22 protein-coding genes are annotated in these 25,548 nt (G+C 59.3%); 7 read left to right on the top strand and 15 right to left on the bottom strand.

All coding sequences use genetic code 11. The features are described from left to right. Window position 1: 1 nt before the first annotated feature. From yidD to rpmH, 3 genes are read right to left on the bottom strand one after another with little or no spacing between them, the layout of a single operon-like run. Window positions 2–253, bottom strand: coding sequence for a membrane protein insertion efficiency factor YidD (gene yidD / locus EDC28_RS18190; RefSeq protein ID WP_083446021.1), 252 nt, complete (start codon window positions 251–253; stop codon window positions 2–4). Beyond that, window positions 217–576, bottom strand: coding sequence for a ribonuclease P protein component (gene rnpA, locus EDC28_RS18185; protein WP_050660770.1), 360 nt, complete (start codon window positions 574–576; stop codon window positions 217–219). Before rnpA ends, yidD begins: the two co-directional genes overlap by 37 nt. Before the next feature lie 26 nt (window positions 577–602). Continuing rightward, entirely contained in the window at window positions 603–737 is a 135-nt protein-coding gene (gene rpmH, locus EDC28_RS18180; RefSeq protein WP_050660763.1) for a 50S ribosomal protein L34, read from the bottom strand. 372 nt (window positions 738–1,109) lie between these two features. Between rpmH and dnaA the strand changes: the two genes are divergently transcribed. From dnaA to gyrB, 4 genes are read left to right on the top strand one after another with little or no spacing between them, the layout of a single operon-like run. Next, complete coding sequence (gene dnaA, locus EDC28_RS18175; RefSeq protein WP_123422552.1) at window positions 1,110–2,504, top strand: chromosomal replication initiator protein DnaA; 1,395 nt, start codon at window positions 1,110–1,112, stop codon at window positions 2,502–2,504. 15 nt (window positions 2,505–2,519) lie between these two features. Then, window positions 2,520–3,623 carry a DNA polymerase III subunit beta gene (gene dnaN / locus EDC28_RS18170; protein ID WP_123422551.1) on the top strand — a complete coding sequence of 368 codons (1,104 nt, stop codon included), beginning with the start codon at window positions 2,520–2,522 and terminating at the stop codon, window positions 3,621–3,623. Between the two features lie 10 nt (window positions 3,624–3,633). After that, window positions 3,634–4,725 carry a DNA replication/repair protein RecF gene (recF, locus tag EDC28_RS18165; RefSeq protein ID WP_170164170.1) on the top strand — a complete coding sequence of 364 codons (1,092 nt, stop codon included), beginning with the start codon at window positions 3,634–3,636 and terminating at the stop codon, window positions 4,723–4,725. Window positions 4,726–4,740: 15 nt separating this feature from the next. Beyond that, complete coding sequence (gene gyrB, locus EDC28_RS18160) at window positions 4,741–7,152, top strand: DNA topoisomerase (ATP-hydrolyzing) subunit B (protein WP_050660759.1); 2,412 nt, start codon at window positions 4,741–4,743, stop codon at window positions 7,150–7,152. A gap of 180 nt (window positions 7,153–7,332) precedes the next feature. Here the strand turns inward: gyrB and EDC28_RS18155 are convergent, their stop codons facing one another. Together EDC28_RS18155 and EDC28_RS18150 are read right to left on the bottom strand one after the other, a co-directional pair. Next, window positions 7,333–8,937 (bottom strand): ATP-binding cassette domain-containing protein, encoded by a 1,605-nt coding sequence (locus tag EDC28_RS18155; RefSeq protein ID WP_123422549.1) that lies wholly within the window; start codon window positions 8,935–8,937, stop codon window positions 7,333–7,335. Between the two features lie 187 nt (window positions 8,938–9,124). Further along, window positions 9,125–10,039 carry a LysR family transcriptional regulator gene (locus EDC28_RS18150; RefSeq protein WP_123422548.1) on the bottom strand — a complete coding sequence of 305 codons (915 nt, stop codon included), beginning with the start codon at window positions 10,037–10,039 and terminating at the stop codon, window positions 9,125–9,127. A gap of 84 nt (window positions 10,040–10,123) precedes the next feature. Between EDC28_RS18150 and EDC28_RS18145 the strand changes: the two genes are divergently transcribed. Next, on the top strand, window positions 10,124–10,903 hold the full coding sequence (locus EDC28_RS18145; protein WP_123422547.1) for an NAD(P)H-dependent oxidoreductase: 780 nt from the start codon (window positions 10,124–10,126) through the stop codon (window positions 10,901–10,903). Between the two features lie 60 nt (window positions 10,904–10,963). Here the strand turns inward: EDC28_RS18145 and glyS are convergent, their stop codons facing one another. The 5 genes from glyS to fadB form a co-directional block, all read right to left on the bottom strand. Continuing rightward, window positions 10,964–13,033: a glycine--tRNA ligase subunit beta gene (glyS, locus tag EDC28_RS18140; RefSeq protein WP_123422620.1), complete on the bottom strand. Its 2,070-nt coding sequence runs from the start codon at window positions 13,031–13,033 to the stop codon at window positions 10,964–10,966. Next, entirely contained in the window at window positions 13,030–13,941 is a 912-nt protein-coding gene (gene glyQ / locus EDC28_RS18135; RefSeq protein WP_050660754.1) for a glycine--tRNA ligase subunit alpha, read from the bottom strand. The genes glyS and glyQ overlap by 4 nt, the downstream gene beginning before the upstream one ends. Window positions 13,942–14,065: 124 nt before the next feature. Continuing rightward, the gene (gene tusA / locus EDC28_RS18130; RefSeq protein WP_050660753.1) at window positions 14,066–14,317 is read right to left on the bottom strand and encodes a sulfurtransferase TusA; all 252 of its coding nucleotides are present in this window, start codon (window positions 14,315–14,317) and stop codon (window positions 14,066–14,068) included. Between the two features lie 85 nt (window positions 14,318–14,402). Next, window positions 14,403–15,566 carry an acetyl-CoA C-acyltransferase FadA gene (fadA, locus tag EDC28_RS18125; RefSeq protein ID WP_123422619.1) on the bottom strand — a complete coding sequence of 388 codons (1,164 nt, stop codon included), beginning with the start codon at window positions 15,564–15,566 and terminating at the stop codon, window positions 14,403–14,405. 18 nt (window positions 15,567–15,584) lie between these two features. Continuing rightward, window positions 15,585–17,735 carry a fatty acid oxidation complex subunit alpha FadB gene (fadB, locus tag EDC28_RS18120; protein WP_123422545.1) on the bottom strand — a complete coding sequence of 717 codons (2,151 nt, stop codon included), beginning with the start codon at window positions 17,733–17,735 and terminating at the stop codon, window positions 15,585–15,587. A gap of 219 nt (window positions 17,736–17,954) precedes the next feature. On the opposite strand from fadB, the gene pepQ reads away from it, so the two are divergent. Together pepQ and EDC28_RS18110 are read left to right on the top strand one after the other, a co-directional pair. Next, complete coding sequence (gene pepQ / locus EDC28_RS18115) at window positions 17,955–19,274, top strand: Xaa-Pro dipeptidase (RefSeq protein WP_123422544.1); 1,320 nt, start codon at window positions 17,955–17,957, stop codon at window positions 19,272–19,274. A gap of 37 nt (window positions 19,275–19,311) precedes the next feature. Next, window positions 19,312–19,911, top strand: a complete 600-nt coding sequence (locus EDC28_RS18110; protein WP_123422543.1) for a YigZ family protein — start codon at window positions 19,312–19,314, stop codon at window positions 19,909–19,911. Here the strand turns inward: EDC28_RS18110 and pelG are convergent. Genes pelG through EDC28_RS18085 form a run of 5 tightly spaced genes read right to left on the bottom strand, consistent with a single transcriptional unit; the run spans window position 19,895 to window position 25,538 of the window. Then, window positions 19,895–21,262, bottom strand: coding sequence for an exopolysaccharide Pel transporter PelG (gene pelG / locus EDC28_RS18105; protein ID WP_123422542.1), 1,368 nt, complete (start codon window positions 21,260–21,262; stop codon window positions 19,895–19,897). The two genes, EDC28_RS18110 and pelG, sit on opposite strands and share 17 nt — an antisense overlap. Then, a complete protein-coding gene (gene pelF / locus EDC28_RS18100) occupies window positions 21,250–22,758 on the bottom strand; it encodes a GT4 family glycosyltransferase PelF (RefSeq protein ID WP_123422541.1) in 1,509 nt (502 codons plus the stop codon). Before pelF ends, pelG begins: the two co-directional genes overlap by 13 nt. Further along, complete coding sequence (locus EDC28_RS18095; RefSeq protein ID WP_123422540.1) at window positions 22,745–23,728, bottom strand: HEAT repeat domain-containing protein; 984 nt, start codon at window positions 23,726–23,728, stop codon at window positions 22,745–22,747. Before EDC28_RS18095 ends, pelF begins: the two co-directional genes overlap by 14 nt. Further along, window positions 23,725–25,026, bottom strand: a complete 1,302-nt coding sequence (locus EDC28_RS18090) for a PelD GGDEF domain-containing protein (RefSeq protein WP_123422539.1) — start codon at window positions 25,024–25,026, stop codon at window positions 23,725–23,727. Before EDC28_RS18090 ends, EDC28_RS18095 begins: the two co-directional genes overlap by 4 nt. Beyond that, window positions 25,023–25,538 (bottom strand): hypothetical protein, encoded by a 516-nt coding sequence (locus EDC28_RS18085; protein WP_050660746.1) that lies wholly within the window; start codon window positions 25,536–25,538, stop codon window positions 25,023–25,025. Before EDC28_RS18085 ends, EDC28_RS18090 begins: the two co-directional genes overlap by 4 nt. Window positions 25,539–25,548 lie beyond the last annotated feature (10 nt).

Below are 25,548 nucleotides of genomic sequence, written 5' to 3'. Positions count from 1 at the left end.
TTTAACGTTCTCTAGTTTTACGTTCGGGAACCGGATCGTGACCACCGGGATGGCGAGGGTGGCATTTTAATATTCTGCGCACCGCTAACCAACTTCCTTTCACAGGGCCGTGGCGCCTGATGGCCTCAATAGCGTAGTGGGAACAGGTGGGCGTAAAACGGCAGGTTGGTCCCAACAGGGGACTGAGCAACAGCTGATAGAGCCGTATCGGCAGTATCAGGCATGCGCTAAGCGCTTTGCCAAGAGTTTCCATAGCCTGTCCACCAAAGCCACGTAGTCGCTGTTTTCCAGAAACTGGGCGGGCTTTTTGACGATGACAATGACATCGGCGTCGGGTAATGCCGACTGATGCTGCCGCACGTACTCCCTGGTCAGTCGTTTAAGACGGTTCCGGGAAGTCGCTTTTTTAACCTGTTTACGGGCAATTGTCAGCCCCAATCTGGCATGGCCGAGATCGTTGGTTCTGGCTAAGAGAGTGACTTCAGGAGAGGAGGCGCGGACGGGGTTATCGAAAACCCTTTGGAAATGCGCGGGAGTTAGCAGACGTAACTCCCGGCTAAAGGTCAGCTTGGACACTTGCGGGTGCAGAGCACTCAAGTGAATCAGGCAGACAGGCGAGCGCGACCTTTGGCACGGCGACGAGCCAGTACCTTGCGGCCGTTTTTGGTAGCCATGCGAGCACGGAAACCGTGGTCACGCTTGCGTTTGATTACGCTGGGTTGAAAAGTACGTTTCATAAGTATTTACCGTCGGTCAGTCGTTAAACCACAGGGAGCCTTTACTGGCCTGGCCGTCTTGGCCCCTGCAAATGGCCCACAAAAAGAGGCCGAATTATATAGAGGTGGCCAAACTGCGTCAAATATACACAAGGTAAATTTATCAGCGGCGAGCATTCTAGATCAGTCTGGGATCAATGTAACGATCCTGATGATCGTGGTTGATCTCGACGGCCTGCCTAGTCAACAATAACCCTCCTGCCGCCACCACGATCCCTGCCGTGATTCATCCCGTGCATTTTGCCTGGGAGGGTTTTTATCGCTGTGTCGAAGGTGGTGGGGCAGACATTATTAAAGGTAGAATAACGGACTTTTTGATTGGGGAGTGTCAGCGTGGGTGCGTCGCTATGGCAGCAATGTCTGGATAGGCTGCAGGATGAGTTGCCAACTCAGCAATTCAGCATGTGGATCAGGCCTCTTCAGGTAGAGCTGGGCGAGGAAGTCCTGACACTCTTTGCCCCTAACCGTTTTGTACTGGATTGGGTGCGCGACAAATACATGAGCCGCATCAATGAGTTATTGGGCGAATTTTGCGGCCAGGACGCTCCTTCCTTATTCTTCGAAGTCGGTTCTCGCAAGGTCCAGGCCGAAGTCCCGGCCCCTGCGGTAGCCGCCGCGCCGCCGGCCGCGCCCCGCCAGGCAGCCAAGCCCAAAGTGGTGCCCAGCTGGCAGCAGCCAGCCGAAAAAGCCGACAGCGATGTTCAATACCGCTCCAACATTAACCCGGTGTATACCTTCGACAACTTTGTTGAGGGTAAATCCAACCAGTTGGCCCGCGCCGCTGCTGGCCAGGTAGCTGACAACCCCGGCAAGGCCTACAACCCGCTGTTCCTTTATGGCGGTACAGGCCTGGGTAAAACCCACCTGCTTTATTCTGTCGGTAACGCCATCCTCGCCAACAAGCCCGGCGCCAAAGTGGTGTACATGCACTCCGAGCGCTTCGTGCAGGACATGGTGCGGGCGCTGCAGAACAATGCCATCGAAGAATTTAAACGCTATTACCGCAGCGTTGATGCGCTGCTTATCGATGACATCCAGTTTTTTGCCAACAAAGAGCGCTCCCAGGAAGAATTTTTCCATACCTTCAACGCCCTGCTAGAAGGTAACCAGCAGATCATCCTCACCTCTGACCGGTATCCCAAAGAGATTGACGGTGTTGAAGACCGGCTTAAATCCCGCTTCGGCTGGGGCCTGACCGTGGCCATTGAGCCGCCGGAGCTGGAAACCCGGGTCGCTATTTTGATGCGTAAGGCCGAAGAGCACGGTATTCACCTCTCTGACGAGGTGGCCTTTTTTGTGGCCAAACGCCTACGCTCTAACGTGCGTGAGCTGGAAGGAGCCCTTAACCGGGTGATTGCCAACGCCAATTTTACCGGCCGCGCCATTACCATCGATTTTGTCCGCGAGGCCCTTCGCGACCTGCTGGCCTTGCAGGAAAAGCTGGTAACCATCGACAACATACAGAAAACCGTTGCAGAGTATTACAAGATCAAGGTGGCTGATCTGCTCTCCAAACGGCGGTCCCGTTCCGTCGCCAGGCCCCGGCAACTGGCCATGGCCCTGGCCAAGGAACTGACCAACCACAGCCTCCCCGAGATTGGGGATGCTTTTGGTGGGCGAGATCACACGACAGTGCTTCACGCCTGTCGTAAAATTCAGGAGCTTCGAGAAAGCTCCCACGACATCAAAGAAGACTACGCCAACCTGATCCGAACCTTGTCTTCCTGATAGCGGAAATCGGTCATGAAATTTGTCATAAACAGGGAACAACTTCTTCGGCCTTTACAGCAGGTCGCCGGTGCCGTAGAGCGCCGCCACACCTTGCCTATTCTGGCCAATGTCCTTATCGAGGTCAGTGACGGCGTACTGTCGTTGACCGGTACCGACCTGGAAGTGGAGCTGATTGGTCAGTTGACCCTGCTTGACGCCAGCCAGAACGGCCGCATTACCGTGCCTGCAAAGAAGCTGGTGGATATTATTCGCGGTTTGCCTGATGGGGCTGAAATAAAGGTCGATGTGGATGGTGAGCGTTTACTTATCCGCTCTGGCCGCAGCCGTTTCTCGCTGTCCACCCTGGCGGCAGAGGACTACCCCAATATCGACGCCTGGCAGAGCGACATTGAGTTCGTTACCGCCCAGAGCAGCCTGCGTAAGCTGATTGATTCCACCCATTTCTCCATGGCCAACCAGGATGTCCGTTATTACCTCAATGGCATGCTGTTCGAGACCGAAGGCAACAAACTGCGTACCGTCTCCACCGACGGCCACCGCCTGGCCATGGCTTATCAGATCATCGAAGGGGTAAACCTGCCCGAGCACCAGGTGATCGTGCCCCGTAAGGGTGTGCTTGAGCTGGTTAGGCTGCTTAACCACGATGAAGCGCTGGTGCGGGTGCTGATCGGTGCCAACCATATTCGGGTGATAACCGACGACTTCACCTTTACCTCTAAGCTGGTGGATGGCCGTTTCCCCGATTATCGCCGGGTGTTGCCGCGTCAGGCCGACAACCGCTTGCAGGCCGACCGGGAAGTGCTGCGCCAAGCTTTTGCTCGCGCTTCTATTCTCTCCAACGAGAAGTTCCGTGGCGTACGCCTGAACCTGGACGGCAGTGAGCTTAAAATCACTGCTAATAACCCCGAGCAGGAAGAAGCCGAAGAAAACTTGGAAGTGGCCTACCAAGGCGAGCCTCTGGAGATCGGCTTTAACGTTAGCTACTTGTTGGATGTGCTTAACACCCTCAAATGCGAGACGGCCCAGATGTCCTTTGGGGATGCCAACTCCAGTACCCTGATCGAGGACGCCGCCTCCGACGAGGCTGTCTACGTGGTCATGCCCATGCGCCTGTAATGAGGCCTTCTTGAGCGTAAGCCATCTTTCGTTAAGTCGGTTTCGTAATATCGAGACCCTACAGTTGGAGCCCGGTACGGGCTTCAACTGTATTATCGGCCCCAACGGCAGCGGCAAGACCGCGGTGCTCGAAGGGCTGCACTTCCTCGGCCTTGGCCGCTCTTTTCGTACCCATCAGCCTGCCCGAGCCATCCAGGATGGCCAGAGTGACTTCCTGCTCTTTGCTCGCAAAGAAGAAGGTGAGCGGACCCATCAACTCGGCATGCAGCGTGATAGGGCAGGGAACCTCAGTCTGCGGCTTAATGGCGAGACCCCCGATCGCCTGGCCACCTTTGCCGAAGTGCTGCCGCTGCAACTCATTACCCCTGAGAGTTTTGATTTATTGACCGGTGGCCCGGCCAATCGCCGGCAGTTTCTCGATTGGGGCGTGTTCCACGTGGAAAGCGGATTCCTGGCCGCTTGGTCTCGGGTAAAAAGACTACTAAAACAGCGAAATGCCCTGCTAAAAAGGCGCCCAAAAAGGTATGATGAACTGTCTTACTGGGATAGTGAGTTTGCCCGTTACAGCGGCCAGTTAACGGCGCTTAGGCAGGCTTACGTCGAGGAGCTGTTACCGGCCCTCGAGCCTATGCTGGCAAGGCTGCTCCCGCGCTATCAGGTATCCCTGGAATTTGCCCAGGGCTGGGATAAATCCCTGGCGCTGGATGCGGTACTGAAAAGCCAGTTTGAACGGGACCAGATGCTGGGCTTTACCCAGGCTGGTCCACACAAGGCCGATTTGCGCATCAAGGTTGATGGCATTCCGGTTCAGGAGTTTTTCTCCCGAGGGGAACTGAAGCTGCTGGTCTGTGCCCTTAAATTGGCCCAGGCCGCCTTGCTCAAGGATAAGAGGCAACGGCAGGTGAGTTTTCTTATCGATGACCTGCCCGCTGAACTGGATAGCGACAAGCGGCTGGCACTGACCGCTGCCCTGGCTGATACCCAGGCCCAAGTCTTTGTGACGGCCATAGATGCAGACAAAGTTGATGACATGGTTGCCCCACTGAGCGACGTCCGCCTGTTTCACGTGAAACAGGGGCGACTCAGTGGCGCCGACGGATAAAAAGAGAGACGGATAATGGCGAACGAATACGATTCCTCGAGTATCAAGGTCCTTAAGGGCCTGGATGCGGTGCGTAAACGTCCAGGCATGTATATCGGTGACACCGACGACGGCTCTGGCCTGCACCATATGGTGTTCGAGGTCGTGGATAACTCTATCGACGAGGCTCTGGCTGGCCACTGCAGCGATATCCTGGTCACCATCCATGCCGATGGCTCCGTCTCTGTTCGTGACGATGGTCGTGGTATCCCAACCGAGCAGCACGAAGAAGGTAAGAGCGCCGCCGAAGTCATCATGACGGTGCTGCACGCCGGCGGTAAGTTCGACGACAACTCCTACAAGGTCTCCGGCGGTCTGCACGGCGTGGGGGTCTCGGTTGTTAACGCCCTGTCCGACAAGCTTGAACTGACCATCCGCCGCAAGGGCCAGGTGCACCAGCAGATTTACCACCTGGGTGAGCCCCAGGCTCCGCTGGCCGTTGTTGGCGAAGCTCAAGGCACCGGCACCGAGATCCGTTTCTGGCCCAGCCCCACCATTTTCTCCGATACCCTGTTCCACTACGACATCCTGGCCAAACGCCTGCGCGAGCTGTCGTTTCTGAACTCCGGGGTGTCTATTCGTCTGCAGGACGAGCGCGACGACCGCAGTGACCACTTCATGTATGAAGGTGGTATCCAGGCATTCGTCGACTACCTCAACCGTAACAAGACCCCCATCCACCCCAAGGTGTTTCATTTCACCCTGGAGCGGGAAGACGGCATTGCCGTCGAGGTGGCCATGCAGTGGAACGATTCCTTCCAGGAAAATCTCTACTGCTTTACCAACAACATTCCCCAGCGCGATGGTGGTACCCACCTGGCCGGTTTCCGTGCTGCTCTGACCCGGACCATGAACAACTACATGGAAGCGGAAGGGCATTCTAAAAAGGCCAAGATCAGCACCACCGGTGACGACTCCCGTGAAGGCCTGACCGCCGTTATCTCGGTAAAAGTACCGGACCCGAAATTCAGCTCCCAGACTAAGGACAAGCTGGTTTCTTCCGAGGTGAAGTCGGCGGTGGAATCGGCCATGGCCGAGAAATTCCAAGAATACCTGCTGGAAAACCCCAGCGATGCCAAGACCGTTGTGGGCAAGATCATCGATGCTGCCCGCGCCCGGGAAGCGGCCCGTAAGGCCCGCGAGATGACCCGCCGCAAAGGCGCCCTGGATTTGGCCGGCTTGCCCGGCAAACTGGCCGACTGCCAGGAAAAAGACCCGGCGCTGTCCGAACTCTACATAGTGGAGGGTGACTCTGCGGGCGGTAGTGCCAAGCAGGGTCGTAACCGTAAGAACCAGGCCATCCTGCCCCTTAAGGGCAAGATCTTGAACGTTGAGAAGGCCCGTTTCGACAAGATGCTGTCCTCTCAGGAGGTGGCTACCCTCATTACTGCCCTGGGTTGCGGCATTGGCCGTGACGAATACGACCCGGACAAGCTGCGCTATCACAGCATCATCATCATGACCGATGCCGACGTCGACGGCTCCCACATCCGTACCCTGCTGCTGACCTTCTTCTATCGCCAGATGCCCGAGCTGGTGGAGCGTGGTTACATCTACATCGCTCAGCCGCCGCTGTACAAAGTGAAGAAGGGCAAGCAGGAGCAGTACATCAAAGACGATGCGGCCATGACCCAATACCTCACCTCCATTGCCCTGGACGGTGCCGAACTGCACGTTAACGCTGATGCTCCGGCCATTGCCGGCCTGGCTCTGGAAAACATGGTGACTCAGTTCCGCGATGTGGAAGTGATGATCGAGCGCCTGTCCCGCAAATACCCGGTGGCAGTGACCCGTGAGCTGATTTATCACGCGGCTCTCAAATCCGAAGCATTGAAGGATAAAGCCAAGGCTGAGCAATGGCTGGCTGAACTGGTGGCCATCCTCAACGGCAAAGAGCTGTCTGGCTCCACTTACCTTGCCGACTTGGTGGAAGATGCCGAGCGCAGCCTGTGGGTGCCGCGCTTTACCATCCGTACTCACGGCGTGGACCACGAGTACCGCTTCGGCCCCGACTTCTTCGCGTCCGCCGAATACGGCAAGCTGGTTGCCCTGGGCGAAGCCATCCACAACCTCATCGAGGAAAGTGGCTATGTGCAGCGTGGCGAGCGCAAGCAGCCGGTTAAAACCTTCGAACAGGCCCTCAATTGGCTGATGAACGAGGGTAAACGTGGCCTCTACGTGCAGCGCTATAAAGGTCTGGGTGAGATGAACCCCGAGCAGCTCTGGGAAACCACCATGGACCCGGAAGTGCGCCGCATGCTGCGGGTACGGATTGAAGACGCCGTGGCCGCCGACCAGTTGTTTACCACCCTGATGGGCGATCACGTGGAGCCGCGCCGCGACTTCATCGAAACCAACGCCCTGAAAGTGGCCAACCTGGACGTTTAAGCCGTTCTGGTACTGAGCATAAAAGGGGGTAGCGCAAGCTACCCCCTTTTTCTTTTACGCAGCGGTGTGTTGGGCTTTTCTCGCTCTAAAGGCGGCACGGCATGCGCACGGATGACCAATGGGGGGCAGAGCGCGGCGGTTCCGTAAGGCTGCATTTTCATGTTTCACGTGAAACGCCCCTCAGCAGGGAGCGAGTTGCCAGACAGGTGGGTTAAGCAGCAGGGTGTCGGTCAACTGCAGCCGGTCGAGAAACGTCTGGTCGTGTGAAACCACTACCAGGGCACCTTGATATTGGCCGAGCATGGCTTCCAGTGCCTGTAGGGAGGAGAGGTCGAGGTGGTTGCTGGGCTCATCCAATAGCAAGAGCTCGGGTAGCTCGCCACCATAAAGCAGTAACGCCAACGCCGCCTTTATCCGCTCGCCGCCGCTGAGCTGGCCTGTGGGTATGGCCAGCTTCTGCGCATCCAGGCCCAGCTGCGCCAGCCAGGTTCGCAGTTGGCCCTGTGTCTTGCCTTGCCCTGTCGGCAACTGGGCCAGCAGCGGTTGGTTGGGGTTGAGCTGGGACGCCTGTTGGTCGAGATAACCCAGGCGGCAGCATTGTTTCATCTCTCCTGCTGACGATGCCATTTCCCCGGCCATCACTTTTAGCAGCGTCGATTTACCGGCACCATTACTGCCCATCACCGCTAGCCGTTGCCCGGCGCGAAGGGTCAGGTTAAGAGGCTGTAGGGGAGCCGCCATCGGCAACACCAGCTCTTCCATGGTCAGCAACTGGCGCCTACTACCGTTGGCCGCTTGGGCATCGAGGTGGACGTGCACCGGTAACTGCTGACCCAAATGGCTCGAGGCATTGGCGATGTCGCCGTCCAGCTGCTCCTTGCGTTGTTGCTGTTGCTTTTGGATCTTTCCTAGGGTTTTTTCGCTGTTTTGCTTTCGGCCGCCCAGCAGGATCTTGGCTTGGTTATGGTCGTCACGACCGGCTTTGGCCTGACGTTTTTGCTGCCGCTCCTGTTGCTGCTGCATGGCGCGATTTTCTTTGCGTCGCTGCTGTTGCAGATGCTGCAGTTTATCGTTGGCTTGTTCCAGCTGGTCCTGCTTTTGCTGGTGGTAATGCTGGTAATTGCCACCGTAGCTCTTGAGTCCGGCGGGCGATAGTTCGTAGATCCGCTCTACCATGGCCAACAGCTGCCGATCATGGCTTATCAGCAGCAGGGCACCTTGCCAGTCGGCAAGCTGTTGTGCCAGCCGCCGCCGAGCCTGGGCATCCAAGTGGTTGCTGGGTTCGTCAAGGATCAGGCAATCGGCTTCGGCCAGGGTTGCACCAAGCAGGGCAACCTGCATGACCTCGCCGCCGCTGACGGTCTGGGCCGGCATGTCGAGGCTGAGATGGCCCAGCTCTAGCAGTTCCAACTGCTGCTGGAGCCATTGTGGCAGATCCCAATCACTGCCGACGATCTCGAAGTCATCCGTTTCAATACTGCCAGCGGCAATGCGTTTAAGCGCCGCCAGTCGATCCTCAACACCCAGCAGCTGAGCCAGTGTGACGTCAGGAGGGAAGTTACGTTGTTGTGCCAGGTAGTGGATGCGGCCCTGTCGCAGGCATTGCCCCGAGCTGGGCTGGCGTAGCCCGGCCATCAGTTGCGCCAGAATAGATTTCCCTACACCGTTGCGGCCAACCAAGGCGGAGCGGCGAATGTCCAGTTGGGCACTCAGGTTCGAGAAGAGGGTTCTGCCGTCAGGCAGAACATAGGAGACGTTATCCAACGTCAGATAAGGGGTCGTCATGCAAAGCTCCATGGATACCAAGTACTCGGGCTCCGTGCTGGTCAGCGACGAAGAAGGAGAAACCGTCGGTAGGACGGCGGTATCAATAGCGCATTGGACGAACCCTCGGTGGTCGGTAAGAATCCCTATGCTAGGAAAAAGAAGCGCCATGATGCAAGCCGATAATGAGGCTGTTTCACGTGGAACATCATGAACTTGGGGCTCCTTGCGCTTTTACCGAATCCCTGATGGACTGACGCAGCCAGCGATGTGCGGCATCGTTGTGGTGCTTCTCGTGCCACAGCATCACCATCTGGAAGCTAGGTGCCTGAAAGGGGACGGGGTGTGTTTTGAGCCCGGTGCCCGGTATCAGCCGGGAGGGCACCATGGCCACCAGGTCCGAGCTTTCCAGCAGCTGGCACAGGAAGTTGAAGTGCGGCACGGACAGCACCACCTTGCGCTTGTGGCCAAGCATGGCTAATACCTGATCGGTGCCGCCACTGAAGCCGCCGCCGTTGGGGGAGACCATCACATGCTCCAGGTGACAAAAGCGATCCATGTCCAGTGGCTGTTGCAGCTGCGGGTGGTCTTTGCGCCCGGCCAGCACATAGTGTTCGGTGAACAGAGCGCTGCTCTTCAAGCCGGGAGGAGCGGCATCAGCGGTATGAAAGGCCAGTTCCAGCTCGCCACTCTCCATGCTTGCCGCCAGCGTACGGGGTTTGACCTGGCTGACGGCGATACGGCACTGGGGCGCCTGGCGCAAAATAGAGGGTAGGGCCCGGCGCAAAATGGTGGCTTCGCCGTAGTCGGCAGCGGCGAGGCGCCAAGTGCCTTTAGCGGTGGTCGGGTCAAATTCCCTGGCCGGCTGCACGGCCTGCTCCAAGGCAGTTAGCGCATCGGCCAGGGGCGCCTGGAGAGATTCTGCCAGCGCTGTTGGCGTCATTCCTCTTGGGCCCGGCAGCAGCAAAGGGTCACCGAACATCTCCCGCAATTTTTTTAGCTGCACGCTGACCGACGGTTGTGAGAGATGCAGACGCTGGGCGGCGCGGGTAACGTTGCGCTCTTTTAGCAGCACGTCCAGCGTCATCAGCAGGTTAAGGTCTAGCCCCTGGAAATTAATCATGGCTATGGCTTATATAGTGGTAATTCATTTTAACTATACCCGAGCCTTGCTCATCATGGCGGCTGTTAAGTTGAGGAGTTCGCCATGAAAGTCTTAGTGATTTATGCCCACCCTGAAGCGTCGTCCCTGAACGGGGCGCTGCGTGACCATGCATTGCAGCACCTGCGTAAGGCAGGGCATGAGGTGCAGCTTTCCGATCTCTATGCCATGAACTGGAAGGCGACGCTGGACGCCGCCGATTTCCCGGAGCGGGACCCGAGCCAGCCTTTCCACCCCTCCCTGGACTCCAAGTTGGCTTACGCCAATGGCAGTCAAAGTGCCGATATCGCGGCCGAACAGGCCAAGCTGGAATGGGCCGATGCGGTGATCTTCCAGTTTCCGCTGTGGTGGTTCTCGGTGCCGGCTGTTATGAAGGGGTGGTTCGACAGGGTCTATGCCTACGGCTTTGCCTATGGGGTTGGCGAGCATTCCGACCACCATTGGGGCGACCGTTATGGTGAAGGCAAGTTTGCCGGCAAAAGGGCCATGCTGCTGGTCACCACGGGCGGTTGGGCCAGCCACTACAGCGCTCGAGGCATCAATGGGCCTATCGACGATATTCTGTTCCCCATCCAGCATGGTTTGCTGTTCTACCCGGGGTTTTCGGTGTTGGAACCTATGGTTGTCTATCGCACCAGCAAGGTTGATGAGGCGCGCTTCGGTGAGCTGTGCAGTGAGTTGGAGGGACGTCTCGATACCTTGCAAAGCGCTCCGGTCATTCCCTACCGGCGCCAAAACCACGGCGACTATGCCATTCCGGCTCTGGAGCTCAAAGACCATATCAAAGGCGGTGAAGGCGGCTTTGCTATCCACCTGGCCGACTAGGTTTCACGTGAAACAAAAAAAGGCGCCTTGCGGCGCCTTTTTCTTTTAAAAGCTTTCGCTTTATTGCAGCACTGAGATGTCCGCCACCTGCAGGAACAGGCCGCGCAGGCGACCCAGCAGCGCCAGGCGGTTCTGCTTCAGGGCGGCATCCTCGGCCATCACCATCACGCCGTCGAAGAAGGCGTCCACCGGCTCGCGCAGGGCGGCGAGGGCGGTCAGGGCAGGGGTGTAGTCCCCATTGGCAAAGAGCGGCGCCAATTCTGCTTCCAGGCGGCTTACCTCGGCGAACAGGGCCACTTCGGCGGCTTCTACCAGGCGCTCTTTGACAACCTCTGTAGGCAGCTCGCCGTCCACTTTGGACAGGATATTACCCACCCGCTTGTTGGCGGCGGCCAGGGCCTCGGCGGCGTCCAGGGCGCGGAAGGCGGATACCGCTTTCACGCGCTGGTCAAAGTCCACCGGCTTGGTGGGGCGGCGGGCCAGTACGGCGTTGATCACGTCGCCGCCAAAGCCTTCGTCCTGGTACCAGGCCTTGAAGCGGCCCAGCAGGAATTCCAGCACATCCTCTTCCACCTTGGCGTTGCTGATTTTGCAGCCCAGCAGGGCCTTGGCTTCGCGGATAAGATCGGTGAGATCCAGCTTGAGGCCGTTTTCCTTGATGATGCGAAGGGCACCCAAGGCGGCGCGGCGCAGGGCGAAGGGGTCCTTGTCACCTTTGGGGGCTTGGCCAATGCCGAAAATGCCCACCAGGGTGTCCAGCTTGTCAGCCAGGGCCACGGCGCAGGACACAGAGGCAGAGGGCAGGGCGTCACCGGCAAAGCGGGGCAGGTACTGGTCTTCCAGGGCCTGGGCTACCGCTTCGGGCTCACCGTCCAGGCGCGCATAGTGCATGCCCATGGTGCCCTGGGTGTCGGTGAACTCCATGACCATCTGGGTCATCAGGTCGCACTTGGACAGCAGGCCGGCGCGCTGGGCTTCGCTCACATTGGCACCCAGTTCGGCGGCAATAAAGCCGGCCAGGGCGCTGATGCGCTCAACCTTGTCGCGAAGGGTGCCGAGATCCTTTTGGAACAGCACTGTCGCCAGGCTGTCCAGGCGGTCGGCAAGCTTGTGCTTACGGTCGGTCTTGAAGAAGAACTCGGCGTCGGCCAGACGAGGGCGCACCACCTTCTCGTTACCGGCGATGATCTGCTGCGGGTCCTTGGACTCGATGTTGGTCACAAAGATGAACTTGTTGAGCAGCTTGCCGTCGTTGCCATAGACAGGGAAGTATTTCTGGTCACCCTTCATGGTGTAGACCAGGGCCTCCGGGGGCACGGTCAGGAATTTCTCTTCAAAGCTCGCCACCAGCACCACCGGCCATTCCACCAGGGAGGCCACTTCTTCCAGCAGGCTGTCTTCCAGATCCGCCTTGCCGCCCAGTTCCTGGGCCTTGGCTTCGGCGGCGGCCTTGATCTTGGCCTTGCGGCTTTCAAAATCGGCCAGCACCTTGCCCTTGCTTTCAAGGTCGCCAAGGTAATGGTCGGCATGGGCCAGCTCGAATTGGCTTTCGCCCATAAAGCGGTGGCCACGGACGGTGCGGCCAATAGTGATGTCCAGCACGGCGCCGTTAATCAGCTGGTCGCCGTACAGGGCGGTGATGGTGTGTACCGGGCGGATAAACTGGGTGCGCTTGGCGCCCCAACGCATAGGCTTGGGAATGGGCAGCTTTTTGAGGGCGCTTTCCACCATGGCCGGTACCAGGGCTTGCACCGGCTGGCCTTTGATCTCGGCCTTGTGCAGCAGCCACTCGCCCTTGTCGGTGATCATGCGGCCGGCATCTTTGATGTCGATGCCACAGCCGGCGGCCCAGCCCAGGGCGGCCTTGGTGGCATTACCTTCGGCGTCAAAGGCGGCCTGCACGGCGGGGCCGCGCTTTTCCACTTCCTTGTCGGGCTGCTGGGCAGCCAGGGCCTTGACGGTCAGGGCCAGGCGGCGAGGGGCGGCGTGCCATTGAATAGCATCAAAGGCCAGCTCGGCTTCGGTCAGCTCGGCGCCCAGGTTGGCGGCAAAGGCTTCGGCCAGGGTACGCAGGGCCTTGGGTGGCAGCTCTTCGGTACCGATTTCTACCAGTAGGTTCTGGGCCATTATTTTGCCTCCTTGCACATGGGGAAGCCGAGCGCCTCACGGGCGGCATAAAAGGCTTCGGCGCAGGCCTTGGACAGGGCGCGGACCCGCAGGATGTAACGCTGACGCTCGGTGACCGAAATGGCGTGGCGGGCGTCCAGCAGGTTGAAGGCATGGGAAGCTTTCATGACCTGCTCATAGGCCGGCAGCGGCAAGGGCTTTTCCAGGGCCAGCAGGGCTTGGCACTGGCGCTCGCACTCGTCAAAGACCTGGAACAGGAAGTCGACATTGGCGTGTTCGAAGTTGTAGGTGGATTGTTCCACTTCGTTTTGGTGGAAGACGTCACCGTAGGTGATCTTGCCCAGGGGGCCGTCGGTCCACACCAGGTCGTAGACCGAATCTACGCCTTGGATATACATGGCCAGACGCTCAAGGCCATAGGTTATCTCGCCGGTCACCGGGCTACATTCCAGACCGCCCACCTGCTGGAAGTAGGTGAACTGGGTCACTTCCATGCCGTTAAGCCACACTTCCCAGCCCAGACCCCAGGCACCCAGGGTGGGGGACTCCCAGTTGTCTTCCACGAAGCGAATATCGTGAACCAGGGTGTCGATACCCAGCGCTTCCAGAGAACCTAGGTACAGCTCTTGGATGTTGTCCGGGGACGGCTTGAGCATCACCTGGAACTGGTAATAGTGCTGCAGACGGTTGGGGTTTTCACCGTAGCGGCCGTCGGTAGGACGGCGGGACGGTTGCACATAGGCGCTGGAGATAGGCTCCGGGCCAACGGCGCGCAGGAAGGTCATGGGGTGGAAAGTACCGGCACCCACTTCCATGTCTAAAGGCTGGATAACGGCGCAGCCTTGGCGGGCCCAGTAATCCTGCAAGGCGAGGATCAGCCCTTGAAAGGTCTTGAGATCGTAATTTTGCATGATATTTGCGCTAAAAGGGCTATTTCAGCCGAGTTTCCTGATTAAGACCGCCAGTATAACGCGCTTTAGCAGCAAATTTGCAGCATTCTTGAGCAGTCGCGGTGTCTGGCGGGTAAGTGTTTGCTTACTCTTGTGGCAGGCCTTTACGGATAAGGTATCGGTAAGGCGCCTCGGTGATTTCGCTGGCCACTAGGGTGTGGTCCATAAAGCGGCAAAAAGAGGGAATGTCGCGGGTGGTGGCAGGGTCATCGGCCAGCACCAGCAAAGTCTCGCCGTCAGACAATTTGCGGATCTTACCCCGTACCATCATCACCGGTTCGGGGCAGCGCAGGCCCAGTACATCCAGTTCGTGGTCAGGTTTGGCAAAATGGCTCATGGCAAACTCCGCTGAAAAAGTGGGCGAATTCTACCCGAAAAACAAAAAGCCGGCCACCAGGGCCGGCTTTTGACCAGAGGGAACCTTACACCCGTTCGAAGACGGTGGCGATGCCCTGGCCCAGACCAATACACATGGTGGCCACACCAAGAGTGGCGTCTTTGGCTTCCATGAGGTTGATAAGGGTGGTGGAGATACGGGCACCGGAGCAACCCAGAGGGTGGCCAAGGGCGATGGCACCGCCGTTGAGGTTGACCTTGTCGTCTACCTGGTCAGCCAGGCCCAAGTCTTTCACGCAAGGCAGAGACTGCGCGGCAAAGGCTTCGTTCAGCTCGAACAGGTCGATGTCGCCTACGGTCAGGCCTGCGCGCTTGAGGGCCTTCTGGGTGGCGGGCACTGGGCCGTAACCCATGATGGACGGGTCGCAACCGGCCACGGCCATGGAGCGGATTTTGGCGCGGGGCTTGAGGCCCAGTTCTTTGGCCTTGTCGGCAGACATCACCAGCATGGCGCTGGCACCGTCAGACAGGGCAGAGGAGGTACCGGCGGTCACGGTGCCGTTGACCGGGTCGAATACCGGGCGCAGCGCGGCCAGGGATTCAACGGTGGTCTCGGGGCGAATAACCTCGTCAAAATCAATCAGCTCCAAGATACCGTCGGCATTGTGGCCCAGTATCGGCAGAATTTCGTTCTTAAAGCGCCCTTCCTGGGTGGCGGCCCAGGCACGCTGGTGGGAACGGGCGCCGAAGGCGTCTTGCTGCTCGCGGGTAATGCCGTGCAGGCGGCCCAGCATCTCGGCGGTCATGCCCATCATGCCGGCGGCCTTGGCCACGTTTTTAGCCAGGCCGGGATGGAAGTCCACGCCGTGGTTCATGGGTACGTGGCCCATGTGCTCAACGCCGCCGATGATGAACACGTCACCCTGGCCGACCATGATGGCGCGGGCCGCGTGGTGCAGGGCGTCCATGGAGGAGCCGCACAGGCGGTTGATGGTGGTACCGGCCACGCTCTTGGGCAGGCCAGCCAACAAGGAGGCGTTACGGGCGATGTTAAAGCCCTGCTCCAGGGTCTGCTGCACGCAGCCCCAGATCACGTCTTCGATGTCGGCCGGGTTCAGGGCGCTGTTGCGCGCCAACAGGCCCTTCATCAGGTGGGCTGACAGGTCTTCGGCGCGAACGTTGCGGAACACACCGGCTTTGGAGCGGCCCATGGGGGTGCGGATACAGTCGACGATGACAGCTTCTTTAATCATGTTCGTTCTCCGTCCTTATTGGCCGTAGTAGGTTTTGCCGCTGGCCGCCATTTCACGCATGGTGTCGGTGACCTGATAGAGCTCACCCAGGTGAGCGTACTGGTCGGCGATGGCGACAATCTTGTCGAGGCCGACGGTATCGATATAGCGGAATACCCCACCACGGAAGGGAGGGAAGCCCAGGCCATAGACCAGGCCCATGTCGGCTTCAGCCGGGCTATTAATGATGCCTTCTTCCAGGCAGCGCACGGTCTCGATGATCATCGGCAGCATGGTGCGGTTGATGATTTCGTCCGGGCTGAATTCGCCTTGGGCCTTGACCACGGCTTTGAGCAGCTCGTAGCTCTCGGCGGTGGCTTCTTTCTTGGGCTTGCCGCGCTTGTCCTCGGTGTAGACGTAGAAGCCCTTACCGTTTTTCTGGCCGAAGCGCTGGTTCTCGAACATCACGTCGATGGCGTCTTTGTCGGTCTTGCTCATGCGGGTGGGGAAGCCTTCGGCCATCACCGCCTGGGCATGGTGGCCGGTGTCGATACCCACTACGTCCAGCAAATAGGCCGGGCCCATGGGCCAACCGAATTGCTTCTCCATGACCTTGTCCACGGCCTGGAAGTCGGCGCCGTCACGCACCAGCAGGCTAAAGCCTTGGAAGTAGGGGAACAGCACACGGTTGACGAAGAAGCCGGGGCAGTCGTTAACCACGATGGGGGATTTACCCATCTTGGCGGCGTAGGCCACCACGGTAGCCACGGTTTCGTCGGAGGTATGCTCGCCGCGGATAACTTCCACCAACGGCATGCGGTGCACCGGGTTGAAAAAGTGCATGCCGCAGAAGCGCTCGGGCTTCTTCAGGCTTTGGGCCAGCTGGTTGATGGAAATGGTGGAGGTGTTGGAGGTAATGATGGCGTCTTCGCCCACCACGCCTTCCACTTCGGCCAGTACGCTGGCTTTAACCTTGGGATTTTCCACTACCGCTTCAACGACGATGTTCACGTCTTTGACGCTGTCGTAGCTCAGGCTCGGCACGATGTTGTTCAGCACGCCAGCCATCTTGGCGCCGTTAATTTTGCCGCGCTCAAGTTGCTTGTTCAAAAGCTTGGACGCCTCGGACAGCCCCAGGTGCAGGGCTTTGTCGTTGATGTCCTTCATGATGATGGGGGTGCCGGTGGAGGCGGACTGGTAAGCGATACCGCCACCCATGATACCGGCGCCCAGCACCGCAGCTTTGTCGATGGCGTGAGCGGCCTTACCGGCCTTCTTGGCCTTGCCTTTGATCAGCTGGTCGTTCAGGAAGATACCGATAAGGGCGGTGGCCACATCGGTCTTGGCCAGCTTGATAAAGCCTTGGTGCTCGATGGCCAGGGCCTCGTCGCGGCCCATGCGGGCAGCGGCTTCGATGCCTTTAACGGCGGTCATGGGCGCCGGGTAGTGCTTGCCGGCCTGGGCCGCCACCATGGCGGTCGCGGTGGCAAAGCTCATGCCCGCTTCCAGTTTGTCGAGCTTGAGGGCTGATTGCTTGTCGGCGCGGCGCGCTTGCCAATCCAGCTTGCCGGCGATGGCGCTGCTGGCCATGGTCAAAGCGGCCTCAAAGAGTTTCTCCGGGGCCACCACGGCGTCCACCAGGCCCACTTTGAGGGCGGCATCGGCACGGTTGTCCTTGCCGGTGGTAATGAGCTCCATGGCGTTATCGGCGCCAATCACCCGAGGCAGGCGCACGGTGCCGCCAAAGCCGGGGATAAGGCCCAGTTTTACTTCCGGCAGGCCGATTTTGGCGGTGGCGTCGGCCACGCGGATATCGGTGGCCAGAATGCACTCGCAGCCGCCGCCCAGGGCAAAGCCGTTAACGGCCGACACGGTGGGGAAGGGCAGATCTTCAAGCTTGCTGAAAATGGCATTGGCTTTTTGGACCCAAGCCAGCAATTCGGGCTCGGGTAGCTTGAAGGTTTCGAGAAATTCGGTGATATCGGCGCCGACAATAAAAGTGTCTTTGCCGGAGGCCAGTACCAGCGCCTTAACGCCTTGGCTGGCGCTGATGGCGTCCAGGGCGGCGTCCAGTTCGGACAGGGTCTGGCGGTCAAATTTGTTAACGGAACCTGGGGCGTCAAAAGTCAGAACGGCGATGCCGTCAGACTCCAGCGCCACCTTGAGGTTTTCACCTTGGTAAAGCATTTGGCGTTCTCCCTTTGTGCCTCTTGGCAGGTGGTCAAACCAGTCAAGGCATGATGGTAGTAATTTGCGCGGAATGCAATAGGGCTTTCAAACATCCGTTTAAGTTGCCTGTTTAAGTCACCTTACAACCACTTAGGGCACCCCAAAGGCGGCTGCCTTGGGTCGGTGCCGGGGCGATGATAGGATGGCGCATCTTCAAATCGATTGACGGTGAACAGTATGGAACATCTGGCACGCCTTTACCCTGACCATATCAACGAGTTGCAAAAGCGCACCCGGGCCGCCCTTGAGCGCAGTGGCTTCGAGGCGCTGGCCATTCACGGTGGCCAGCAACTGGGCATTTTCCTGGATGACAACCAATACCCGTTTAAGGTCAATCCCCACTTCAAGCAGTGGCTGCCGGTCATCGATAATCCCCATTGCTGGGTGATCGTCAACGGCGTCGACAAGCCCAAGTTGCTGTTCTTCCGCCCGGTGGATTTTTGGCACAAGGTGGCCGATGTGCCCAGCGCATACTGGGCCGAAGCCTTTGAAATCGTGCTGATTGACTCCCCCGAAGCGGCCGCCAAGGCCCTGCCGCAGAACAAGGGCCGGGTCGCCTATCTTGGCGAGCACCTCGACTACGCCAAGAGCCTCGGCTTTAGCGACTGCAATCCCGGGCCAGTGCTTAACTACCTGCACTACCACCGCGCCTACAAGACCGAGTGGGAACAGGCCTGTATGCGCAAGGCCAACGCCATTGCCGTGAAGGGTCACCTGGCAGCCAAGGCGGCGTTTTTGGCCGGGGCCAGCGAATTTGCTATCAACCAGGCTTACCTGAGTGCCACCGAGCAGGGCGAAAATGACCTGCCCTACGGCAACATCGTGGCGCTGAACCGCAACGGTGCCATCCTTCACTACATGCATTTTGACCGCCAGGCCAAGGGCGACAGCCGCAGCTTTCTCATCGACGCCGGTGCCAGCTTCAACGGCTTTGCCGCCGACATCACCCGCACCTACGCCCGTGAAGACAACGCCTTTGCCGAGCTTATCGCCGCGGTGACCGAACTGGAGAAATCCCTGGTGGCTGGCCTCAAACCGGGCCTCAAATACGCCGAGCTGCACCACCAGTGCCACCTGGGCATTGCCGGTATCCTCAAGGACTTTGGCCTTATCCGCTGCGACGCCGAAACCTCCCTTGCCACCGGCATCAACCGCGCCTTCTTCCCCCACGGCCTTGGCCACCATCTGGGCCTGCAGGTGCACGATGTGGGCGGCTTTATGGCCAACGATTATGGCGACCGCGAACCGGCGCCGGCTAAGCATCCCTTTTTGCGCACCACCCGCACTGTTGAAGCCGGTAACGTGCTGACCATCGAGCCGGGCCTGTACTTTATCGACAGCCTGCTCGAAGAGGTGCAAGCCGGTGCTCACAGCGAGTTGGTGAACTGGGAAAAGGTAGAAAGCTTCAAACCTTTTGGCGGTATCCGCATCGAAGACGACGTTATTGTCCACAGCGACGGCGTTGAAAACATGACCCGCAAGCTGGGCCTGGCCTGATAGACTCCGGGGTTTCACGTGAAACCCCGTTTTTGCCATGTCCTATCCCATCCCCGCTGCTGGCGCTTCGGCCGAAGAGCTGGTCAAAAAAAGCCGCTTTATCACCCTGCTGGCCCACACCACCGGGCTGGATGAGGCCAAGGCCTTTTGGCAGCAGTGCCGCGAGCAGCACCCCGGCGCCCGCCATTGGTGCTTTGCGGCCGTGGCCGGCCACCCCACAGATGGCCAGCAATATGCCATGAGCGATGACGGCGAGCCGGCCAGCACCGCCGGTAAACCGATGCTGGCGCAGCTACTGGGCAGCGGCGTCGGGGAGATCAGTGCGGTGGTAGTGCGTTACTACGGTGGGGTAAAGCTTGGCACCGGTGGCCTGGTCAAAGCCTATGGCGGCGGCGTGGGGGCGGCTTTGAAGCTGTTGCCAACCCGGCTCTATGTACCCCAGGCAAAGCTGGTGGCAGAGCTTGATTACGCGCTGCAAAGCCAGCTTGACTGGTTGCTGGGCCAGTTTGATGGCCGCTGCATCGACACCCAGTTTGGTGAAAAGCTCAACTGCACCCTCACCGTGCCTCTTACCAGCGCCGAGGCCTTCGGCGCTGAACTCAAGCGTTTGAATATTCGCTTCAGCGCTGCAACATGAAGGTCTCGTATTCCAGTTCCTGGAACTGGCGAGACAACACCACCAAGCCCACCATGGAACTGATCACCGTCGCCAAGGCGAAGCCGTAACCGTAAAAGTGCGGCCCGGCCAATATCGACAGGTAGGTCAGGCTGGCGTTACAGGCCATAAACAGCCCGGTCAGTACCAAGGCGCTGTGCCTTTTATCCAAGTAGAACATCACGTTGAGAATGGATAGCAGCACCACCTGCACTCCAACTCCTACTACGTCGATGTAGAGCAGCGTGGCGTAGTTGGGGTCGATGCCAATCAGCTCCAGTAGGTTTTGGCCCCACAGCAGCAGCACCACCACGGTAATGCCCTGGATCTTGAAGATGTCGTAGATGCCGGTACGGGCGGTACGGACCATCTCGTCCTTAAGGTGATAAATTTCCTGCAAGGAGGCCCCTTCGCGTACGGCGTTATAGAAGCGGTCGTACTGCTCGGCAAAGTCGGTTTCCATGCGCACCAAAAACACCGCCATGCCCGGGATGATGGAAAGATAGGCCAGGAAGATGGGCAAGTCGTAGATAGGGCTGGCCCTAAGCGGTCCAAAAATGGCTTCCGAGGTGGTGGGGTAAAACCAGAAGATGAACTTGTCGGCCCAAACCCCCAGGTTATAGAAGAGCCCGCAGAAAAAAAGGCTGTAAAAAACGTGCTTCTTCTGCAAGAAGCCAAATGAAATCAAGCTGCTGCCTGGGTAGCGGCGCATGATCACAAACAAGAAGCTAAACAGCAGCACCGTCTTGCCAATCAAAAACGCCAGCAGCAGCCCTTCGAGCTGCCAGTGGCGCAGCGCCAGGGCCAGCAGCACCATCAGGGTATAACCGCCAAGCATGGTGGTGAGAATAAGCCGGTAGTCCTTCATCCCCGACAGGAAAATCACCACCAGCCACAGGTCGCTGAGGCTGACAAAGGCGCTGGCCATCAGCACCTTGACCTCGACACCGGCCGGAATGAAAGGCCAGACGATGGCGGCGATCACCCCCGCGCCGATGCTGGTTACCAGCACCGAGCCTAAGAGGTTGGGCAGCACTTCATCGTTGCGTTTTAGGAAGAACAAGTCTGACACATAGCGGGTCAGCATCAACTGGGAGCCGCCGGTGAGGATAAGCGAGCCTGCCATCAGGTAGGTTACGGCCGTCAGAAACTGCACAATAAGCCCCTGTGGCACCACGTAACCCAGGCTGAAGATACCGATCAGCATCAGCCCAAGGATGGACAGCACCCAAGGGCCTGAGCCGATAAGGCCGGCATAGCCGTAGGCTTCGAACACTGACAATAAGGTGTTCTTACGCAGTATTTTGCGGATCTCAAAACCTATTCCGGCCATGACATGGCTTCCTTGTAAAGCTGTTGATAGCGCTCGAACATCAGGCGCTCGTCGTAATAGTGTTCAACCCGTTTCAAGCCGGCTTGCTGGTAGGCCTGCCAGCTGTCGCTGTCGGTGAGCATCTCCACCATGGCGCGGGCCGCCGCGCCGGGTGAGGCGATAGAGACCACGGCGCCAGCCTTGCCTAGGGCGCGGTCTTCTTCGCCGAGGCCTTCGATGATCTCCCGGCAGGAGCCGACATCGGTGGCCAGCACCGGCACCCCGGCGGCCATGGCTTCCAGCAGCACCAGCGGCTGAGCCTCGGAGATGGAGGTCAGCGCCACCACCCCCAGCTGCGGCAAGATGGCACTGACATCCTGCATGCCGAGAAATTTCACCTTGCCTGCCAGATCCAGGCTGTCCACCAGCAACTGGCATTCGTGCAGGTAGTTGGGGTCTTCCTCGGTGGGGCCCACTATCCAGCCTTCCAGCTCCGGCAGGGCCGGCAAGGCTTCTTTGATGGCACGGATAAAGGTCTTGATGTCCTTGATGGGTACCACCCGGCCAATCAGCCCGGCCACCATGGGGATCTCGGGGCCGCGGGCGGCCAGGGCCTTGGCAAAACGGCCAAGGCGGATACCGTTGGGGATCACCTGGGTCTGCTCCGGCGGCGCGCCGTCACGGATTTGCCGTTGGCGGTTGCCTTCGTAGAGGGCGACGATGGGGCTGGCATGTTGGTAAGCGGTGCGCCCCAGCTGCTCGAAAAAATGGATCCACATGCGGCGGATATAGCCCATCTCGGCATTGAGATTGGGGCCAAGGCGGTCTTCCGACTCCTTTATCCAGCCGGCCTGAATAAGGTCAATCTTGCGCTCTTTGGTGTAGATGCCGTGCTCGGTGAGGGCAAAAGGAGTCTGGGTCAGCTGGCTGGCCCCGGCCCCCAGGAACCCGGCATAACCGGTGGAAATGGCGTGTAGCAGCCTGACTTTAGGCAGCTCCCTGGCAATGCGGGCGATTTTGAACAGCGGCCGGTAGATATTGCGATAGGCCCAGAAAAAATCCACGAAGGAGGGCTCGTCGCAATATTGCAGGTAATAGTCAGCCAGCACCTGCCAGGAGGCCTGGGAATAAAGAAAGTCCTCTTCCGGCAGGCCGTCGCTTTTACCCAGGGATTCAAACAGCGCCTTTAACAGCTCGGCCGGAATAGGCTGGCGTGAGTCGCGAAAATGGTCCTGCACCTGGCGCCACAGCTCAAAGCGCTCGCTGTTACCGGGCCGGGAGCTGGGGCCGAGCAGGCTGTCTTGGTCATCCATCATGTAATGGACGCTAAGGCCGGTTACGTTGTCCGGCAGCGTGTACTGAATGGGGCCGTAATGGCTGGGGTGGCCACCTAAAAAAAGCAGTTCGAATTTCAGCTCCGGCAGCCCGAGGATGAGCTGGTGCACCCAACTGGATACACCGCCCCTGACATAGGGGTAGGTGCCTTCGAGGATCAGCAGTACATCAGCTTTGACCATGCCAATACTCCCTCAATTGTTGCAAAGCACTGCCGTTGGCCTGGGGCGGCAAGGCGGCCAGGTGTGCACGGCAGTCGTCGTAGCGGCGCTGGTAAAAGGCGATTTCCGCCAGGTAGGGCATGACGTGGCGCCGGGCTATGGTGGTGTCGGCGGCCCGTTCAAAAAGGGGCTGGGCCTCTTGGTAGCGGCCAAGAGCCAGGTACACCCGACCCAAGAACACCTCGGTGGCGGTGGTGGGGTGCTGCTCGATACTGGCCTGGGCGTATTGGGCGGCCCGGCTCAGCACGTATTGGCGCAGCTCGCCCTGGGCAAGACCCAGGTAGCTTAGCTCCCAGAATTTTTCGGCCAGTTGGCGATTAAAACGCCAATGCTGGGCCTGCTGGGTAGGGTCTTTTAGCTGAGTCTGCAACTGGTTGATTTGCTTGTTAATGCTGTTTTCCTTGCCGTCCAACAGCGAGTAGGCCAGCAGCCGCACGTCGTCTTCGAGGTCCTTTAGGGCCAGGCGCAGGATGGGAATGGCTTCTTGGTCCGGCATATTGCGGGTTGCCATCACCGCCGCCAGCCGCTTGTTGGGTTCGGAGGCGTTTTTGAGAATGGCCCGCAGCCCGCCAAGGGAGTAAACCGGCTTGGCAGAAAGCGCTTTGGGCTCGAAGGGCAACTCGGGAATGGGATGCTCGGTTAGCGCCATGCCACCCTCGCCCAGAGGGCGGTAAAGGGCGTAGAGCATGGCGGCGCTGATGCCAATGGTGCCAAGGCCGGGCAAGGCAAAGAACAGCACGAACAAAAACACCAGGGTCGGCGCAACCGGCTTTTGGTATTGCACCGGCAACAGGTAGAACATGGTGCCTGCCAGCAGCAGACAGGCCAGCAGGTGGGTGACCAGGGCCAGGGTGGCGTGGCCATCCAAAAACAGCCAGCCAGCAAAGGCGTCCAGCACCACGGCCCCGGCAAATGCCCAGAGGGTTCTCATCTGCCGAGCTCCATGAAGTGGTTGATGGCCTCTTCATCCACCGGTAGCGATCGCTGCTCTTCCACCTGAATATTGAGCTCTGCCAGGGATTTACCCAATCGCTCGACGCTCCAGCTGTTGATGCGGCCGATAAAACCGGCCTGGTCCAGCTCGTCTGCCAGGGGCATCAGTAGCAGCAGGGTGAGGGACTGGGCGTCGTAGAGGTACACGTCCAGGCCGCGGCGGGTGGCGTTGAGGTGTTCCAGCACCCTTTCGGCCTGAGCCGAGGGCTCGGTGGCGCGAATTTTCATCAGCTGGGCCGGAATGGCGTAACGCTTGGCCTCGCGCTGGGCCCGTAATACCTGGGCGTGGAAGTAGGGCTTCTCGTCCGGCCCCATGACCGGGTTGGCCAGGGCATGGCGTAGCAGGTCGCCCACGTGGCCGGCCATCACCGCCATCAGGGTCAGGGTGGATTCGCGCAGGGTAAAGAACTGGATTTGCTCCACCAGCAGCACCCCATAAACTCGGTCATTGACGTCGATAAGGGGGATAACAATCTGGTACTGGCTCTGCTCGGCCCGGCTTTGCAACTGGGCCACCGAGATCAGCTCGCGCTGCTCGAACATGGCCAGCACCATGGGATCCTTGCCGTTGGCAGGCTGGGTCTGGCCGACCCGAGCCAGGGGCTCGCCGATGATGTTGCCGTCTTCCACGGCATAGAGGCTGACGCTTTGCAGGCCGCCGTATTCCACAAAGAGACCCAGGATGGCGCGGGCCGCTTTGTCCAGGCGCCGCTCCTGCAACTGGCCGATGGCCGAGCGCACCGCCTGCAAGGATTCGCGCAGGCTAAGGGCGTGGCCAGCCAGCATCTGCTCTAACCGATCGTGGGAGCTGCGCAGCAGGTGGTAGTGGCGGGTAAAGGTGTCGAGGCGGTCACGCACGTAGTCGAGCTGCAGCTTTTGCTGCTCGTTGGTGCGCTCCCAAAGGTCACGAAACTCACCGGCCACCATGGCCACCAGGGCGTAACCGACCATGGTGCCAAAGGGGTAGTCCTGGGCGGTGACAAGGGCGTCGACCCGGCGCAGCAGCAATTGCCCCGCCACCAGCAGCAACACGCTAGCCAGACCTTTGGCAAAGCCGTAGCGCAAAGCCACCAGCAACGGGCCCAACATCGGCCAGGCGAAATCGCCGTGCTGCCAGAAGGGGTCACTGGGGCGCAGCCAGGCCGGAATGGCCAAGGCCAGGGCGGTGAAGACTAAAACTTCCAGCCAGGCCTGAGACTCGGGTACCTGCCGGGCTTTGCGCAAAGAGGGTTTCACTGGCCGGCCTCAATCTGGTCGAGAAGATCAGAGAGCACGTCCTGGGCGGTGGCGGCCAGGCTGTCGCGGCCCCAACCGCTCTTGGCGATGGTGCCGGTCCAGACTGGGGTGTCTTCACCTAGTTTGGTGAGGTTAAGGGTCACTGCCACCACCGGTTCGCCATCCAGGCCCGCCTTGTAGCGCCATTCTTCAATGGTGCCGCTCAGCACATAACCTACCTGTTGGCCGGCCAGCCATTTTTGGGCTTGGGTCAGGCGGTACTGGTCGTCCAGGGGCGGCAGGTCGGCCTGAGCCTGGCGTGGGTAGCGGCTGAGCTTGGGCAACTGGCGCTGTTGCCAGAGGCTGGCCAGAATGTCTTCGGCCTTTTCACCGGCCAACGGGGTTTGGGCGTGGTTAACCAGCGGCATCAGCGCCACCCGGCTATTGCTGGCCAGGGTAACGGTGTCGCCCACCTGGGCAGTGGTACAGGCGCCTAGCAGCAAGGCCAGACAGGGCAGAATGAACCGCAACATAGCGTCTCCT

Origin of the sequence: Gallaecimonas pentaromativorans (genome assembly GCF_003751625.1) — a bacterium.
GTDB lineage: Bacteria > Pseudomonadota > Gammaproteobacteria > Enterobacterales > Gallaecimonadaceae > Gallaecimonas > Gallaecimonas pentaromativorans.
The sequence above is the reverse complement of the archived record's forward strand: the minus strand, read 5'-3'. Positions and strand labels throughout refer to the sequence as shown.